General features: G+C 67.6%; 12 protein-coding genes, 2 rRNA genes, 1 pseudogene and 1 riboswitch. Of the genes and pseudogenes, 1 reads left to right on the top strand and 14 read right to left on the bottom strand.

Translation table 11 applies throughout. The features are described from left to right. Positions 1-5: 5 nt before the first annotated feature. Entirely contained in the window at positions 6-2891 is a 2886-nt protein-coding gene (gene gcvP / locus RH94_RS17820) for an aminomethyl-transferring glycine dehydrogenase (protein WP_073948563.1), read from the bottom strand. Positions 2892-3067: 176 nt separating this feature from the next. Continuing rightward, positions 3068-3162, bottom strand: a riboswitch (glycine riboswitch). A 113-nt stretch (positions 3163-3275) separates the two neighbouring features. On the opposite strand from gcvP, the gene RH94_RS17815 reads away from it, so the two are divergent. Then, positions 3276-3659 (top strand): PRC-barrel domain-containing protein, encoded by a 384-nt coding sequence (locus tag RH94_RS17815; RefSeq protein WP_107428747.1) that lies wholly within the window; start codon positions 3276-3278, stop codon positions 3657-3659. Here RH94_RS17815 and RH94_RS46680 read toward each other — a convergent pair. From RH94_RS46680 to RH94_RS17755, 13 genes and pseudogenes are all read right to left on the bottom strand, one after another. Beyond that, a pseudogene (locus tag RH94_RS46680) lies at positions 3569-3776 on the bottom strand (hypothetical protein); the annotation flags it as partial. The gene RH94_RS17815 and the pseudogene RH94_RS46680 overlap by 91 nt on opposite strands. Before the next feature lie 4 nt (positions 3777-3780). Beyond that, positions 3781-5098: DNA polymerase IV (locus tag RH94_RS17810; protein ID WP_234425858.1), on the bottom strand; the 1318-nt coding region annotated here is incomplete at its 3' end. 81 nt (positions 5099-5179) lie between these two features. Then, positions 5180-5818: a MerR family transcriptional regulator gene (locus tag RH94_RS17805; protein WP_073948561.1), complete on the bottom strand. Its 639-nt coding sequence runs from the start codon at positions 5816-5818 to the stop codon at positions 5180-5182. A gap of 245 nt (positions 5819-6063) precedes the next feature. Beyond that, entirely contained in the window at positions 6064-6537 is a 474-nt protein-coding gene (locus RH94_RS17800) for a bifunctional nuclease family protein (RefSeq protein ID WP_037684412.1), read from the bottom strand. Between the two features lie 83 nt (positions 6538-6620). After that, the gene (gene ftsR, locus RH94_RS17795) at positions 6621-7358 is read right to left on the bottom strand and encodes a transcriptional regulator FtsR (RefSeq protein WP_073948560.1); all 738 of its coding nucleotides are present in this window, start codon (positions 7356-7358) and stop codon (positions 6621-6623) included. 42 nt (positions 7359-7400) lie between these two features. Continuing rightward, positions 7401-8222 (bottom strand): FHA domain-containing protein, encoded by an 822-nt coding sequence (locus tag RH94_RS17790; RefSeq protein WP_199880990.1) that lies wholly within the window; start codon positions 8220-8222, stop codon positions 7401-7403. A gap of 190 nt (positions 8223-8412) precedes the next feature. Beyond that, positions 8413-9369: a DUF881 domain-containing protein gene (locus RH94_RS17785; protein ID WP_073948558.1), complete on the bottom strand. Its 957-nt coding sequence runs from the start codon at positions 9367-9369 to the stop codon at positions 8413-8415. 5 nt (positions 9370-9374) lie between these two features. Beyond that, positions 9375-9707: a small basic family protein gene (locus RH94_RS17780; RefSeq protein ID WP_003988855.1), complete on the bottom strand. Its 333-nt coding sequence runs from the start codon at positions 9705-9707 to the stop codon at positions 9375-9377. Continuing rightward, complete coding sequence (locus RH94_RS17775) at positions 9704-10609, bottom strand: DUF881 domain-containing protein (protein ID WP_107428746.1); 906 nt, start codon at positions 10607-10609, stop codon at positions 9704-9706. Before RH94_RS17775 ends, RH94_RS17780 begins: the two co-directional genes overlap by 4 nt. A gap of 140 nt (positions 10610-10749) precedes the next feature. Next, a complete protein-coding gene (locus tag RH94_RS17770) occupies positions 10750-13245 on the bottom strand; it encodes a mannose-1-phosphate guanyltransferase (protein ID WP_073948557.1) in 2496 nt (831 codons plus the stop codon). A gap of 115 nt (positions 13246-13360) precedes the next feature. Continuing rightward, positions 13361-13969 carry a CDP-alcohol phosphatidyltransferase family protein gene (locus tag RH94_RS17765; protein WP_073948556.1) on the bottom strand — a complete coding sequence of 203 codons (609 nt, stop codon included), beginning with the start codon at positions 13967-13969 and terminating at the stop codon, positions 13361-13363. A 110-nt stretch (positions 13970-14079) separates the two neighbouring features. Next, positions 14080-14196, bottom strand: a 5S ribosomal RNA gene (gene rrf / locus RH94_RS17760). A gap of 70 nt (positions 14197-14266) precedes the next feature. Further along, positions 14267-17385: ribosomal RNA gene (locus RH94_RS17755) — 23S ribosomal RNA — on the bottom strand. Between the last annotated feature and the right edge of the window lie 54 nt (positions 17386-17439).

The following is a 17439-nucleotide window of genomic DNA, read 5'->3' as shown; positions in this document are numbered from 1 at the left end:
GGCGCTCAGTCCTCGTACGCGTCCAGCGGCGGGCAGGAGCAGACCAGGTTCCGGTCGCCGAAGGCCTGGTCGACACGGCGCACCGGCGGCCAGTACTTGTCGGCGGCCGAGACACCGGCCGGGAAGACGGCCTCCTCGCGGCTGTAGGCGTGCTCCCACGAGCCGCCGAGCGCCGCGGCGGTGTGCGGGGCGTTCCGCAGCGGGTTGTCGTCCGCGGGCCACTCGCCGGAGGCGACCTTCTCGATCTCGGCGCGGATCGCGATCATCGCCTCGCAGAACCGGTCCAGCTCGGCCAAGTCCTCGGACTCCGTCGGCTCGATCATGAGCGTGCCGGCCACCGGGAAGGACATCGTCGGCGCGTGGAAACCGTAGTCGATCAGCCGCTTGGCGATGTCGTCCACGGTCACGCCGGTCGCCTTGGTCAGCGGCCGCAGGTCGATGATGCACTCGTGCGCGACCAGGCCGCCGGGGCCCGTGTAGAGCACCGGGTAGTGCGGCTCGAGGCGCTTGGCGATGTAGTTGGCGGACAGGACGGCCACCTGCGTGGCCCGCTTGAGGCCCTCGCCGCCCATCAGACGGACGTACGCCCAGGAGATGGGCAGGATGCCCGCCGAACCCCACGGCGCGGCCGAGACCGGGCCGACCCCGGTCCCGGGACCGGCCTCGGGCTGCAGCGGGTGGTTGGGCAGGTACGGCGCCAGGTGGGAGCGCACGGCCACCGGGCCGACGCCCGGACCGCCGCCGCCGTGCGGGATGCAGAACGTCTTGTGCAGGTTCAGGTGGGAGACGTCGCCGCCGAAGTGGCCCGGCTTGGCGAGACCGACCAGGGCGTTGAGGTTGGCGCCGTCGACGTACACCTGGCCGCCGGCCTCGTGGACCTGCGCGCAGATGTCGGCGACGTGCTCCTCGAACACGCCGTGCGTGGACGGGTAGGTGATCATCAGCACCGCGAGCTCGTCGCGGTACTGCTCGATCTTCGCCCGCAGGTCCTCGACGTCGATCTCGCCGTCCCCGGCGGTCTTGACGACGACGACCTTCATGCCGGCCATCACGGCGCTGGCGGCGTTGGTGCCGTGCGCGGAGGACGGGATGAGGCAGACCGTGCGCTGCTCGTCGCCGCCTGCACGGTGGTATCCGCGCACGGCGAGCAGACCGGCCAGCTCGCCCTGGGAGCCGGCGTTCGGCTGCAGGGAGACCTTGTCGTAGCCGGTGACCTCGGCGAGACGGTCCTCCAGCTCCCGGATGAGCGTGAGGTAGCCCTCCGCCTGCTCGGCGGGCGCGAAGGGGTGCAGTCCGCCGAACTCCGGCCAGGTGATCGGCTCCATCTCCGTGGTCGCGTTGAGCTTCATGGTGCAGGAGCCCAGCGGGATCATGCCGCGGTCGAGCGCGTAGTCGCGGTCGGCGAGCCGGCGCAGGTAGCGCAGCATCGCGGTCTCGGAGCGGTGCTGGTGGAAGACGGGGTGGGTGAGGTAGGCGTCGGTGCGCAGCAGCGCCTCGGGCAGCGCCTCCCCGGCCGCGGCGTCCAGCGCCTCGATGTCGCCCTCGACACCGAAGGCGGTCCACACGGCGTTCAGCTGCTCCCGCCCGGTGGTCTCGTCGCAGGCGACGGAGACGTGGTCGGCGTCGACGAGGCGCAGGTTGACGCCGCCCTCGCGCGCGGCGGCGACGATCTCGGCGGCCCGTCCCCCGGCCTTGACGGTCAGCGTGTCGAAGTAGGCGCCGTGGACGAGCTCGGCACCGCCGGCCTCGAGTCCCTCGGCGAGGATCGTGGCGTAGCGGTGGGTGCGCCGGGCGATGCCCTTCAGGCCCTCGGGGCCGTGGTAGACGGCGTACATGCCGGCCATGACGGCGAGCAGCACCTGGGCGGTGCAGATGTTACTGGTGGCCTTCTCGCGGCGGATGTGCTGCTCACGGGTCTGCAGGGCGAGGCGGTAGGCCTTGTCCCCGTCGGCGTCGACGGAGACGCCGACCAGGCGGCCGGGCAGGCTGCGGGCGAACTTCTCGTGCACCGCCATGTAGCCGGCGTGCGGGCCACCGAAGCCCATCGGCACGCCGAAGCGCTGGGTGGTGCCGACGGCGATGTCCGCGCCCAGCTCGCCCGGCGACTTCAGCAGCGTGAGGGCGAGCAGGTCGGCGGCGACGGTGACCAGGGCGCCCAGTGCGTGCGCCTGGTCGATGACGGGCTTCAGGTCGCGTACGGCACCGGAGGCTCCCGGGTACTGCAGCAGTACGCCGTTGATCTCGCGTTCGGCGATGTCCGCCGGGATGCCCTCGGCCAGGTCGGCGACGACGACCTCGACGCCGGTCGGCTCGGCACGGGTCCGGATGACGGCGACGGTCTGCGGCAGCGCGTCCGCGTCGACCAGGAACAGGCCCTTCTTGTTCCTGCCCATGCGCCGGGAGAGCGCCATGGCCTCGGCGGCGGCGGTGCCCTCGTCGAGCAGGGAGGCGCCGGAGGTCGGCAGGCCGGTGAGGTCGGCGACCATGGTCTGGAAGTTCAGCAGCGCCTCGAGGCGGCCCTGGGAGATCTCCGGCTGGTAGGGGGTGTAGGCGGTGTACCAGGCAGGGTTCTCCATGACGTTGCGCAGGACGACCGGCGGGGTGAAGGTGCCGTAGTAGCCGAGTCCGATCATCGAGCCGAGGACCTGGTTGCGGTCGGCCAGTGAGCGCAGCTCGGCCAGCACCTCGGCCTCGGTGCGGGCACCCGGCAGGTCGAGCGCGTCGGCGTTCTTGATGACATCGGGCACCGCGGCGGCCGTGAGTTCGTCGAGCGAGCCGTAGCCGACCTGCGCGAGCATCTTGGCCCGCGCCTCCTGGTCGGGCCCGATGTGGCGCTGCTCGAAGGGGATGCCCTGTTCGAGCTCGGAGAGCGGAATGCGCTGGGCGGTCATTGCGGAGGCCTCCTGGTCTGATGCGACCTTCGAGGGACACCACGGCACGGGTGCCCCGACGGCCTCCCCCTCTGTCATCTCAACCTGAGAGCTTCACCGGGCCGCCCGCGGGCTCCCGGTTTTCACCGTCGGTGAGAGCGGACGCCGTCGACACCCGCTCTGCTTTCCAGAGTGACCTCGTCCGTGCGGTACGTGGGCCTGAGAGATTCCGGGGAGGATTTGCTCCTTCGGCGCCCCCGGTGGTGCCGGAGGGCTCTCCCGCACGGGGTCAGCAGCCGCTGCCAGCGTACCAGCGGGGCGGGTGCCGGGGCCTTCGAGTGGCCGTCGCGCTGATTGTGCTCTTTTGTAGTGCTTACGGATGAGGTGCGACCATGTGGAGGGACCGTGCAGACCGAGATCGATCCGCGCAACCTGATCGGCCGCAAGGCGTTCGACAGCAATGGTCACAAGATCGGCACGGTGGACGAGGTCTACCTCGACGACGCGACCGGTGTACCGGAGTGGGCAGCCATACGCACCGGTCTGTTCTCCCGGGACGCCTTCGTGCCCCTGGAGCCGAGCGAGCTGGTCGAGGGCACTCTGCGGGTCCCCTTCGACCGCTCCCTGATCAAGGAGGCCCCCGATTTCGGCGTGGGCCGCCATCTCTCCCCCGAGCAGGAACTGCAGCTCTACCACCACTACGGCCTGGACGTCGCCCCTCCCACCGCCTTCCCGGACCGCGACTTCGGCAACCTGGCGGGCTCCGGCTCGGGCCCGGACGAGACCTGACGCCCGGGCGGCGTCAGCCCCCTTCGACGACAGCCTCCGAGGACACGCGACCGACCGCCCCGTCCCCCTGTCCCGGCAGCGCCGTGCCCTCGGGTCCGGCGGGTGTGCGGTGCACCANNNNGGGGGAGGGGGTCCGCCGGTTCCAGGTCCGGGTCGTCGGTGGGGAAGGTGCGTACCCGGCCCGGCGGGGAGTCGGGGGTCTCGAAACGGACGGTGACACGGCCCAGGCCGCTGCCCTGGACCCACCCGTGGCCGTACTCGGCGTGCCGTACGTCGTGACCGGCGGGCCAGCGCCGCTCGGCGGGGGCCGGCCGGCCCGCGGCCGGCTCGCGCACCGGCTCTTCGACGGGGCTCTCGGCCTCCGCGCCCGCCGCCTGGGCGAACAGGTCCTCCTGGGTGTAGTCGGCGAGCCCGGACACGCCCACGCCGAGCAGCCGTACGCCGCCCGTGGTGTCCACGGAGCCCAGCAGCCGGGCAGCCGCCTCCCGCACCACCGCGGGGTCGTCCGTGGGCCCGCGCAGGGTCTCGGACCGGGTCAGGGTGGAGAAGTCGTAGCGGCGCACCTTCAGCACGATGGTGCGCCCCGACAGCCCGGCCGCGCGCAGCCGCCGCACGCACCGGTCGGCGAGCCACCGCACCTCCGTGCCCACCCGGATCCGGTCGTGGATGTCCACGTCGTAGGTGTCCTCGACCGACACCGACTTGGCCTCGCGCTCGGCGACGACGGGCCGCTCGTCGTGGGCCAGCGCCATGGCGTACAGCGCGTGGCCGTGCGCCTTGCCGAGCAGTCGTACGAGCTCGTCCTCACCCGCTTCGGCGAGTTCGTCGACGGTGTGGATACCGGCCCGCCGCAGGTGGTCGCCCGTCGCCGGCCCGACGCCCGGCAGGGTCCGCACGGGCATGGGACCGAGCAGGGCCCGCTCGGTGCCGGGCTCGATGAGCACCAGCCCGTCGGGCTTGGCCCTCTCGGAGGCGATCTTGGCGAGCATCTTGGAGGCGGCCAGTCCCACGGAGCCGGTCAGCCCCGTGACGGCCCGGATGTCCGCGCGCAGCCTGGCCCCCGCCAGCCGGGCCGAGTCCGCGTCCCAGGCCGCTCCCCCGGCCTCCAGGTCCACGAACGCCTCGTCCAGGCTCAGCGGCTCCACCAGCGGCGACAGGGCCCGCAGCAGGTCCATCACCTGCTCGCTGATGGACCGGTAGAAGGCGAAGCGCGGCATCAGGTACGCGGCGTTCGGCGCCAGCCGCCGCGCCTGGGCCATCGGCATGGCCGAGCGGACACCGAAGACCCGCGCCTCGTACGACGCGGTGGCCACCACCCCGCGCGGTCCGAGCCCGCCCACGACGACGGCCTTCCCGCGCAGGCTCGGTTTGGACGCCTGCTCCGCCGACGCGAAGAAGGCATCCATGTCGAGATGCAGGATCGTGGGCGCGGTTCTCACATCCACGATGCTGCACCACACCACTGACAAACGGACCGCCCGGAGCCGTTCCGAGGCCCGGGCTCCGGTCCGCGGGGCCGGTCAGACCGCCCGGTTGCGGCGCCGGGCGAGTTCGTCTCCGGGGTTCTGCCCCACCAGCGTCTCCCCGGTGTCGATGCGCTCACCGTGCAGCTGCGACAGCGCGTTGTCCACATCGCGCCACACCACGCCGACCGCGATGCCGAAGATCCCCTGACCCCCCTGGAGCAGGGCGTGCACCTCGTCGGGCGACGTGCACTCGTACACCGTGGCGCCGTCGCTCATCAGCGTCATCCGCTCCAGGTCGCGAAAGCCGCGCTCCCGCAGGTGCTGGACGGTCGTACGAATGTTCTGCAGCGAGACGCCGGTGTCGAGGAAGCGCTTGACGATCTTCAGGACGACCACGTCACGGAAGCTGTACAGGCGCTGCGAGCCGGATCCGTAGGCGGGCCTCACACTCGGCTCGACCAGGCCGGTGCGCGCCCAGTAGTCCAGTTGCCGGTAGGTGATGCCGGCGGCGGCGCAGGCCGTCGGACCGCGGTAGCCGATCTGCTCGGACGCCATGGACGTCGCCCCTCCGCTGCTCGGCACGGCCGTCGGTCGCAGCGGAGCGAGATCGGCCGCGCTGCCCTGGTGGGGGTAACTTCCCCGGACACCGCGTCCGGGGGCACCCCCAGCCGTACCGTCGCCGCTGTTCCTCACGCCGACCTCCGTCCTCGACCTGCCTCCTCGAAGGTAGGCAGTCACCAGGGGTGCGTCAACGATCGCCACACTCGGCACGCCGAGTGATAATCACCCTAAGAGTGGTTTCGCATACCCCAATGCCGGGAAAGGCTAGCCGAATGTCCGGGCAGCGGGTCGCAGGACTCCGCGCGACAGGTGGCGCACGGGGGGTTTCACCGGCTGCCGGCCCTCACCGACTGCTGGTTCTCACTGGCTACCGGTTCTCACTGGCTGCTGGTGCCGAAGTCCTCCGGCGAGATCTGGTCGAGGAACTCGCGGAACTTCTCCACCTCGTCCTCCTGCTCGTCCGGAATCGCGATGCCCGCGTCGTCGAGCACCGTGTCGCTGCCGAAGATCGGCGTTCCGGTACGCAGCGCCAGCGCTATGGCGTCGGACGGCCGGGCGCTCACCTCGACCCCGCTGGCGAAGACCAGCTCCGCGTAGAAGACGCCCTCACGCAGATCCGTGATGCGCACTTCCGTGAGCTCCTGGCCGACGGCCTCCAACACGTCCTTGAACAGGTCGTGGGTCAGCGGCCTGGCGGGGGCCATGCCCTGCTGGGCGAAGGCGATCGCCGTCGCCTCCCCCGGCCCGATCCAGATGGGGAGGTAGCGGTCGCCTCCCACTTCACGCAGGAGCACGATCGGTTGGTTGGAGGGCATTTCAACCCGGACACCTACGACATCGAGCTCGTTCACACAGCAACCCTAGGCCGTGCCCGGGACGTTTGGGTAGTCGGGCCGGAAACGGGGGGACGATCCGGCCGCCGCGACCGGCCCGCTCAGGGCAGCCGCACCCCGAGCGCCGTCTGCACCAGGGTCGCGTGCAGCCGCACCGTGAGCGCCGCCAGCTCCTTCGTACGGGCCTCGGCATGGGCCCTGGTCTGCGGATTGCGGTGCCTCTTGAGCGGGGCCACCACCTGGTCGACCAGCCCGGCCTCCCGGTCGGCGGCCGCTTTCATCACCCGCAGGTGACGGGGCTCGATTCCGAAGCGCCCCAGCTCACAGACGAGCGAGGCCACGGTCACCGCCTCGGCGTCGTAGGAACCGTCCGCCAATGGGGTGAGGAGCCCGTACGACTCCCACTCCTGCAGCTCCGTGTCCTCGATCCCGGCGGCGGCGAGCAGCTCGGCCCGCCCGATCCGGGCTGCCGTGGGCGCCTCGACGGCCGGCAGCCCGGCCTCGCCGTCACGCTGCCGGCCGAGCACCGGAAGCTGGACCGCCTCGCCGCGCTCCATCGCCTCCAGGTGCTCACGGATCACCTTCAGCGGCAGGTAGTGGTCACGCTGCATCCTCAGGACCAGGGCGAGCCGCTCGACGTCGTCCGCGCTGAACTTGCGATACCCCGAGGGGGTCCGCCGCGGTTCGACGAGCCCCTCCGACTCCAGGAAACGGATCTTGGAGATGGTGACCTCGGGGAACTCGTCGCGCAGCGCGTTCAGCACCGTGCCGATGCTCATCAGCCCACTGTCCGCGGCGGCGGTGCGGTGTCCCGCACCGCCGCTCGATGTTCGAAGCATGGACCTTCCCTGGGGTCCCCCCGGACTTCGGTCCGGGGAGGGTCAGATGCCCTGCCGGCTCGAGTGGAACACCAGCCGGTACTTGCCGATCTGCACCTCGTCACCGTTGGACAGAGCCACCTGGTCGATCCGCTCCCGGTTGACGTACGTACCGTTCAGGCTGCCGACGTCGGCCACCGTGAACGAGCCGTCCGGGCTGCGGCGGAACTCCACGTGGCGGCGCGAGACCGTCACGTCGTCCAGGAAGATGTCGCTCTGCGGATGACGTCCGGCCGTGGTCAGCTCACCGTCCAGCAGGAAGCGGCTGCCGGAGTTCGGCCCGCGGCGCACGACCAGCAGGGCCGAGCCGAACGGCAGCGCGTCGACGGCCGCCTGTGCCTCCGGAGAGAGCATCGGCGTCTGGCCTGTGGTCTCGGCGTCGTACGCCTCCAGGCCGGAGATGGAGATCGTGGACGTCGTCTCCGAGGCGCGCTCCGGTGTCGCACCGGGCCGCAACGGCGCACCGCAGTTGGAGCAGAAACGGCTGTTCTGCGCGTTGCGGTTACCGCACCTCGTACACACCAGGGCCGACATGGGCGGTTCCTCCTGCCGCGGCTGCCCCGCCGGGGCATTGGACGCGTACGGGTCGGCGGTAAACCCTCCACCCGTACCTGAGGTTGACGGTTGCCCGAAACCTATGCCGCCCGACTGGGCAGGGTCAACCGACGGCGCGCCCTGACCACCTGGAATGTCACTTCCCTGACCGGCAACCTGATCCCGGAACAGCGGCCGATCCCCGGCCTCGGGCTGTGCGCGATGGCGGGCCGTCGCGTTGTCGCTGCCCTCTCGCGCGCTCTTGCCGAACAACTTCGCAAACAACTTCACGGGCGATTCCCCTTGACCGAAACAGACCCGCCCGTGGGGCAGGACGAACCCTGACTGCGTACACCGGTCGATCCGGACACCCTCACAACGTCCGTATCCACCAAACAGTTTCCACCACGCACCACCCGATCGGTGCGCCGACCCCCCGCAACCTCATGCCCCTGCCGGACAGCCGCCATGCACCGCCGGTTCACTGCGAGGACGACCGAGCGTAGTCAGGGCGCTTCGCTGCTCGCAAGGCGTCCACGACGATCTTGTCCGACCGCTCGACGGTCACGGTGGCCTGCTCCTTCTCGAGAGTCTGCACCACGCCTCCAGGAATGTTGAGCGCTGGTTCGAGGTCCTGCGGCTTGCCGATGACCTGGAAACGATAGGGCGCTTCGATCTTGTTCCCGTCGACGGCAACGCTCTTGCCGGCGTCGGTCAGGTAGGTGCTCGCGACCACCCGCACCCCGTTGATCTGGATCGCCTCCGCACCGGCCGCGCGCAGCTCCTGTATCGCGTCGAGCAGCATGTCCGCCTGGACCGTCCCCTTCGTGTCCTCGATCGTCATCGTGATGCCGGGGCCCTGCGCGCCCACCGTGCCCGCCAGGATGCCGAGTTGCTTCTCCTTCTCGGCTGTCTGCCTGCGGGCCTCCTCGGCCTGGTCCGAGCTGTTCTCCAGCTCCTGACGCTGCTTCTCGAGCCCCTGCTTCTCGTCCTCAAGACGCTGAGTACGGTCGTCCAGTTCATCGAGGATGCGAACAAGATCTTCCTGCCGGGCGCCGCGCAGCGCGCTGTCATTGTCGCTGTTGGAGGCGACCTGGACGGCGAGCCCGAAACCGAGGCCGAACAGCAGCAGGGCGACGACGAGTTGGGCCCGGGTGAAGCGCGGTGGCCACAGGCCCTTCACCAGCCGCTGGCGGCCCGTCAGCGCGGCCTCGGAGCCCTCCTCGGCACTCCGGCCGTCGGCGGCGGTGTCCTCCGCCCCGGCAGCACCCTCTGCCCTGGCGGTGTCCTCCGCCCCGGAGGCGGCATCGGCCCCGGCGGCGGCCGCAGGCGGGGGCACCTCCTCGGGCAACTCCCTGCGCAGCGGCTGCCGCTCGGGCTGCTCGTCACGGATGTCCGCACTCCGCCCGTTCTCGGGCTTTTCGTCCTGGTTGCTCATCGTCCTCATGCCCGGAACACATGCCGTCGGATCGCCGCGGCGTTGGAGAAGATGCGGATGCCGAGGACGACCACGACCCCCGTGGACAGCTGGGCGCCCACACCCAACTTGTCGCCCAGGAAAACGATCAGCGCGGCGACGACCACGTTCGACAGGAACGACACGACGAACACCTTGTCGTCGAAGATGCCGTCGAGCATGGCCCGCAGGCCACCGAAGACGGCGTCCAGCGCCGCCACTACGGCGATCGGCAGATAAGGCTCGACAACCGCCGGAACCTCGGGCCGGACCAACAGGCCGGCCACCACTCCCACGACGAGGCCCAGTACGGCGATCACGATGTGCCCTTCTCAGTGCTCGGCTGTGCTGTACGTACGATCACGCTCGGTGCGGCGGGCAGCCGGAGGTCGCTCTCCGCGGAGATGCCGGCCCGGATGCCGTAGTTGTCCCGCAGAGCATCCAGGTACAGCCCGTCGGGGCTGTCCTGGAACCGGGTCTTCAGCCTGTTCCCGTCCCCCACCGCGAGCACCGTGTACGGCGGCACCAGCGGCCTGTTGTCGACCAGTATGGCGTCGCCCGCGGCCCTGATCGCCGACAGGGCGGTCAGCCGCTGCCCGTTGATCGAGACGGCCTCGGCCCCCGACTGCCACAGCCCGTTGACCACCCGCTGCATGTCCCGGTCGCGCACTCGCCCGGTGTCGGAGAAACCCGATGCCCCGCGCGGGCCGCCGCTGCCGCCGCTGCCGGCCTCCTTGGCGTCGTCCACGACGAGCCTCACACCGGGTCCGTGCACTTCGGTGGCGCCCGCCAGCACACCCACCAGGTCGGCCCGGGCATCGCCGCCGCTGTGCCGGAGCGCCTGACGCTGCCGCGCGCTCACGTCGTCACGCAGCTTGTCGATGGCGCCCTCGAGCCTGTCGGCCGCCGCCGTCTCGCGGTCGATGCGATCGATCAGCTCCTGACGCTCCTTGGCGACGACCGGGGCCGCCACGCGTGCCTGTGCCGCTCCCACGGTCACGACGAGCGCGGCCAGCACCAGGCCGGCCGCCAGCCCCAGTTCCGCCCTGACGGTCTTCGGCATGCCGCTCTCGCCCGCGGCCTTCTTCCGCGCGGCGGCCTCGGCATAGCCGTCGTCGAGGCTGTGATCCATGACATTGGTGATCAACGACATGGAGGCGTCCGGACGGGAGGGCCGCGCGGCGTTGCTCCGAATGGGGGGTTCCTGCGGCATGCCGCACATCGTCGCACGTCGCGACCGAGACCTCCGAACGGCCCCACCGGCATGCCGGACAGGCCCCCTTGGGGGACACTTGTCCGGCACACGCGCGTGCTGTCCGTTTTACCGGCCGGCTTGCCGGCTTCACCGGCCGGTGCCGTGTTCTACCGGCCGGCGCTGTCCACCACCGCCGACCACTCGTCCAGCAGTGCCTGGGCGGAAGCGTCGTCGGGTCCCTCGGCCCACAGATGGGTGACCGCCTCGGCCGGGTCCGGCAGGACCATCACCCAGCGCCCGTCGGCCTCCACGACCCGCACACCGTCCGTGGTGTCCACGAAGCGGTCTCCGGCCTCCTCGACGACCCGGCGCATCACCAGGCCCTTGACCGCCCACGGAGTCGCCAGGTCGCGCTTGAGGACATGTGCCCGCGGGATCCGGGCGTCGATCTGGCTGAGGGTGAGCTGTGTGCGCGCCACCAGCCCGATGAGCCGTACGAAGGCCGCCGTACCGTCGTAGACACTGCCGAACTCCGGGACGATGAACCCGCCCTTGCCGTCACCGCCGAAGATCGTCCCCTCCTCGCCGCCGACCCGTGTGAGGTCGTCCGGGGAGGTCGTCGTCCACTCGACCTGGGTGCCGTGGTAGGCGGCCACCTGCTCGGCGATGCGGGTGGTGGTCACCGGAAGCGCCACCCGGCCGCTGCGCCGCTCGGCGGCCACGAGGTCGAGCATCACCAGCAGGGCCCGGTCGTCCTCGATGATGCGGCCCTTCTCGTCGACGAGCGACAGCCGCTCACCCACCGGGTCGAACCGCACACCGAACGCGGCCCCGGAGGACGCCACGATCTCGCCCAGCCGCACCAGGCCCGAGCGCCGCATCTCGGCGGTCTCCGTCGGCCGGCTCTCGTCGAGCCCGGGATTGATCGTCAGCGAGTCCACGCCGAGCTTGCCGAGCAGGCTGGGCAGGACAAGACCGGAGCTGCCGTTCGAGGCGTCCACGACGACCTTCAGACCCGACTCGGCGATCCCGGTGGTGTCGACGTTGCGCAGCAGCGAGCCGGTGTACGAGTCGAAGACGCTGGCCGGGAAGTACAGGTCACCGATCTCGCCCGGGAACGCGCGCCGATACTCCTGACGGGCGAAGATCCGGTCCAGCTTCCGCTGACCGCCCTGGGACAGATCGGCGCCCTGTCCGTCGAAGAACATGATGTCGACCGAGTCCGGCACCCCGGGCGTGGTCCGGATCATGATGCCGCCGGCGCTGCCTCGCGCGGTCTGCTGCCGGGCGACGGGCAGCGGCACGTTCTCGAGGTCCCGTACGTCGATCGCGCTGGCCTGGAGGGCCGAGATGACCGCGCGCTTGAGCGCGCGTGCGCCACGGGAGTGGTCACGGGCCGTGGTGACCGTGGAGCCCTTCTTGAGTGTGGTCGCATAGGCACCGGCAAGGCGTACGGCCAGCTCCGGGGTGATCTCCACGTTCAGGATGCCGGAGACCCCGCGTGCTCCGAAGAGGTGCGCCTGGCCCCGCGACTCCCAGATGACCGAGGTGTTGACGAAGGCGCCGGCCTCGATCGTCTTGAACGGGTAGACCCGCACATTGCCCTGCACGATCGATTCTTCGCCGATCAGGCACTCGTCACCGATGACTGCGCCGTCCTCGATCCGCGCCGCACGCATGATGTCGGTGTTCTTGCCGACCACACAGCCGCGCAGGTTGCTGTGCTCTCCGATGTACACGTTGTCGTGCACCACGGCCTTGTGCAGGAAGGCACCGCTCTTCACGACGACGTTGGAGCCGACGACGGTGTGCTCCCGAATTTCGGCTCCGGCCTCCACCTTGGCGTAGTCGCCGATGTACAGCGGCCCGCGCAGATCTGCGTCCGGGTGCACCTCGGCTCCCTCGGCGACCCAGACTCCCGGGGATATCTCGAAGCCGTCGATCTCGACGTCGACCTTGCCTTCCAGGACGTCGGCCTGCGCCTTCACATAGCTCTCGTGGGTACCGACGTCCTCCCAGTAGCCCTCGGCGACATAGCCGTAAATCGGCTTGCCTTCCTTCATCAGCTGTGGGAAGACATCGCCGGACCAGTCGACCGGGACATCGGGCTCGACATAGTTGAACACCTCGGGTTCCATCACGTAGATGCCCGTGTTCACTGTGTCGGAGAAGACCTGGCCCCAGGTCGGCTTCTCCAGGAAGCGCTCGACCTTGCCCTCTTCGTCGACGATGGTGATGCCGAATTCCAGCGGATTGGGCACGCGTGTGAGACACACGGTCACCAGCGCACCCTTTTCCTTGTGGAAATCGATCAGCTCGGTGAGGTCGAAGTCGGTCAGGGCATCACCGGAGATGACGAGGAAGGCATCGTCCTTCAGTGCCTCCTCGGCGTTCTTGACGCTTCCGGCGGTACCGAGTGGCTTCTCCTCATTGGCATAGCTGAGCTCCATTCCGAGCTCCTCGCCGTCGCCGAAGTAGTTCTTGACCAGCGAAGCCAGGAACTGGACCGTGACGACGGTCTCGTTCAGCCCGTGCCTTTTGAGCAGCCGCAGCACGTGCTCCATGATCGGCCGGTTGACCACCGGCAGGAGCGGTTTGGGCATGCTCGAGGTCATCGGACGAAGGCGTGTGCCTTCGCCTCCGGCCATCACGACGGCCTTCATGTCGGAAGCGTCCTCCTCCAGAGACGACGATCTGGCCGACTTCACCCGTCCTGATTGTCCCGCACTTTTCCGAAGCGGGCCATCGGAGCCACTGCGGCTGCCTCAATGGGCGAACTCAGTCGGCCATGGCGTCCGCACGAACCAGACGGCGGACTTGTACCACGTAGAGGACTCCTGCCCACCAATAGAGCGTTGTACCCCATCCGGCGAACGCCCATCCGAAAATAGCTGCGAGTGACGCGATCCAACCGCTGCCGTCACTGAGCAGCAGCAAGGGGAAGGCGTACATCAAGTTGAACGTCGCCGCCTTCCCCAGGAAGTTCACCTGGGGCGGCGGGTAGCCGTGGCGCCTGAGGACGCCCACCGCCACCAGCAGCATCAATTCCCGCGCCAGGAGCAGCACGGTCAGCCAGAGCGGCAGGATCTCGCGCCAGGTGAGGCCGAGGAGCGTGGAGAGAACATAGAGCCGGTCGGCCGCGGGGTCGAGCAGCCGGCCGAGGCTGCTGACCTGGTTCCACCGCCGTGCGAGCTTGCCGTCCAGGTAGTCACTGACCCCGCTCAGCGCCAGTACCAACAGAGCCCAGCCGTCACTCTTGGGGCCACCGAACTCAGGCCTGAGAATCAGCCACAGAAAGAGGGGCACGCCAAGGAGCCGTGCCATGCTGAGGATGTTCGGGATGGTGAGGACCCGGTCCGTCTGAACGCGGGTCTCCTGGACCTCCACCCGTGGGCCTCCTGGGAAAAACGTACCAACGATGCTTCCTGACCTTACCTCAACACAAAAAAGCTCTGGCTCCTGGGCTGTACTGCCCAGGAGCCAGAGCTCTAAAAGGAGTTCGGCGGTGTCCTACTCTCCCACAGGGTCCCCCCTGCAGTACCATCGGCGCTGTGAGGCTTAGCTTCCGGGTTCGGAATGTAACCGGGCGTTTCCCTCACGCTATGACCACCGAAACACGATGAAACAATCAACAACCATCGGCTGTTCGTGGTTTCAGAACCAACACAGTGGACGCGAGCAACTGGGGACAAGCCCTCGGCCTATTAGTACCGGTCACCTCCACGCCTCGCGGCGCTTCCAGATCCGGCCTATCAACCCAGTCGTCTACTGGGAGCCTTACCCCATCAAGTGGGTGGGAGTCCTCATCTCGAAGCAGGCTTCCCGCTTAGATGCTTTCAGCGGTTATCCCTCCCGAACGTAGCCAACCAGCCATGCCCTTGGCAGAACAACTGGCACACCAGAGGTTCGTCCGTCCCGGTCCTCTCGTACTAGGGACAGCCCTTCTCAAGACTCCTGCGCGCGCAGCGGATAGGGACCGAACTGTCTCACGACGTTCTAAACCCAGCTCGCGTACCGCTTTAATGGGCGAACAGCCCAACCCTTGGGACCGACTCCAGCCCCAGGATGCGACGAGCCGACATCGAGGTGCCAAACCATCCCGTCGATATGGACTCTTGGGGAAGATCAGCCTGTTATCCCCGGGGTACCTTTTATCCGTTGAGCGACGGCGCTTCCACAAGCCACCGCCGGATCACTAGTCCCGACTTTCGTCCCTGCTCGACCCGTCGGTCTCACAGTCAAGCTCCCTTGTGCACTTACACTCACCACCTGATTGCCAACCAGGCTGAGGGAACCTTTGGGCGCCTCCGTTACCCTTTAGGAGGCAACCGCCCCAGTTAAACTACCCATCAGACACTGTCCCTGATCCGGATCACGGACCCAGGTTAGACATCCAGCACGACCAGACTGGTATTTCAACGACGACTCCACCCCAACTGGCGTTGGGACTTCACAGTCTCCCAGCTATCCTACACAAGCCGAACCGAACACCAATATCAAACTGTAGTAAAGGTCCCGGGGTCTTTCCGTCCTGCTGCGCGAAACGAGCATCTTTACTCGTAGTGCAATTTCACCGGGCCTATGGTTGAGACAGCCGAGAAGTCGTTACGCCATTCGTGCAGGTCGGAACTTACCCGACAAGGAATTTCGCTACCTTAGGATGGTTATAGTTACCACCGCCGTTTACTGGCGCTTAAGTTCTCAGCTTCGCCCCACCGAAATGGAGCTAACCGGTCCCCTTAACGTTCCAGCACCGGGCAGGCGTCAGTCCGTATACCTCGCCTTACGGCTTCGCACGGACCTGTGTTTTTAGTAAACAGTCGCTTCTCGCTGGTCTCTGCGGCCACCCCCAGCTCGGAGTGCAAGACTCGTCACCGGGCGCGGCCCCCCTTCTCCCGAAGTTACGGGGGCATTTTGCCGAGTTCCTTAACCATAGTTCACCCGAACGCCTCGGTATTCTCTACCTGACCACCTGAGTCGGTTTAGGGTACGGGCCGCCATGAAACTCGCTAGAGGCTTTTCTCGACAGCATAGGATCATCCACTTCGCCACAATCGGCTCGGCATCAGGTCTCACCCTGGTGAGTGGCGGATTTGCCTACCACTCGGGCTACACCCTTACCCCGGGACAACCACCGCCCGGGCTGGACTACCTTCCTGCGTCACCCCATCACTCACCTACTAACCGCTTGGGCCGGCGGCTCCACCACTTTCCTTCCCCCGAAGGGTCCGGAACGGCTTCACGGCCTTAGCATCACGATGCTCGATGTTGATCGCGTCACAGCGGGTACCGGAATATCAACCGGTTATCCATCGACTACGCCTGTCGGCCTCGCCTTAGGTCCCGACTTACCCTGGGCAGATCAGCTTGACCCAGGAACCCTTAGTCAATCGGCGCACACGTTTCCCACGTGTGAATCGCTACTCATGCCTGCATTCTCACTCGTCAACCGTCCACAACTCGCTTCCGCGGCTGCTTCACCCGGCAGACGACGCTCCCCTACCCATCCGTACGGGCGTTGGCCCTGCATGTACGAATGACACGACTTCGGCGGTACGCTTGAGCCCCGCTACATTGTCGGCGCGGAATCACTAGACCAGTGAGCTATTACGCACTCTTTCAAGGGTGGCTGCTTCTAAGCCAACCTCCTGGTTGTCTGAGCGACTCCACATCCTTTCCCACTTAGCGTACGCTTGGGGGCCTTAGTCGATGCTCTGGGCTGTTTCCCTCTCGACCATGGAGCTTATCCCCCACGGTCTCACTGCCGCGCTCTCACTTGCCGGCATTCGGAGTTTGGCTAAGGTCAGTAACCCGGTAGGGCCCATCGCCTATCCAGTGCTCTACCTCCGGCAAGAAACACACGACGCTGCACCTAAATGCATTTCGGGGAGAACCAGCTATCACGGAGTTTGATTGGCCTTTCACCCCTAACCACAGGTCATCCCCCAGGTTTTCAACCCTGGTGGGTTCGGTCCTCCACGAAGTCTTACCTCCGCTTCAACCTGCCCATGGCTAGATCACTCCGCTTCGGGTCTTGAGCGTGCTACTGAAACGCCCTGTTCGGACTCGCTTTCGCTACGGCTCCCCCACCCGGGTTAACCTCGCAACACACCGCAAACTCGCAGGCTCATTCTTCAAAAGGCACGCAGTCACGAGAGTGCGCAAGCACACTCCGACGCTCCCACGGCTTGTAGGCACACGGTTTCAGGTACTATTTCACTCCCCTCCCGGGGTACTTTTCACCATTCCCTCACGGTACTCTCCGCTATCGGTCACCAGGGAATATTTAGGCTTAGCGGGTGGTCCCGCCAGATTCACACGGGATTTCTCGGGCCCCGTGCTACTTGGGTGTCTCTCCAACGAGCCGCTGACGTTTCGGCTACGGGGGTCTTACCCTCTGCGCCGGACCTTTCGCATGTCCTTCGCCTACGCCAACGGTTTCTGACTCGTCCTGTCGCCGGCAGACGACAGACAAGAGATCCCACAACCCCGCACGCGCAACCCCTGCCGGGTCTCACACGCCTGCGGTTTGGCCTCATCCGGTTTCGCTCGCCACTACTCCCGGAATCACGGTTGTTTTCTCTTCCTGCGGGTACTGAGATGTTTCACTTCCCCGCGTTCCCTCCGCTTGCCCTATGTGTTCAGGCAAGGGTGACAGCCCATGACGACTGCCGGGTTTCCCCATTCGGAAACCCCCGGATCACAGCCTGGTTGACGGCTCCCCGGGGACTATCGCGGCCTCCCACGTCCTTCATCGGTTCCTGGTGCCAAGGCATCCACCGTGCGCCCTTAAAAACTTGGCCACAGATGCTCGCGTCCACTGTGCAGTTCTCAAACAACGACCAGCCACCCGTCAC

This window comes from Streptomyces kebangsaanensis, assembly GCF_001906585.1.
GTDB classification, from domain to species: domain Bacteria; phylum Actinomycetota; class Actinomycetes; order Streptomycetales; family Streptomycetaceae; genus Streptomyces; species Streptomyces kebangsaanensis.
The sequence above is the reverse complement of the archived record's forward strand: the minus strand, read 5'-3'. Positions and strand labels throughout refer to the sequence as shown.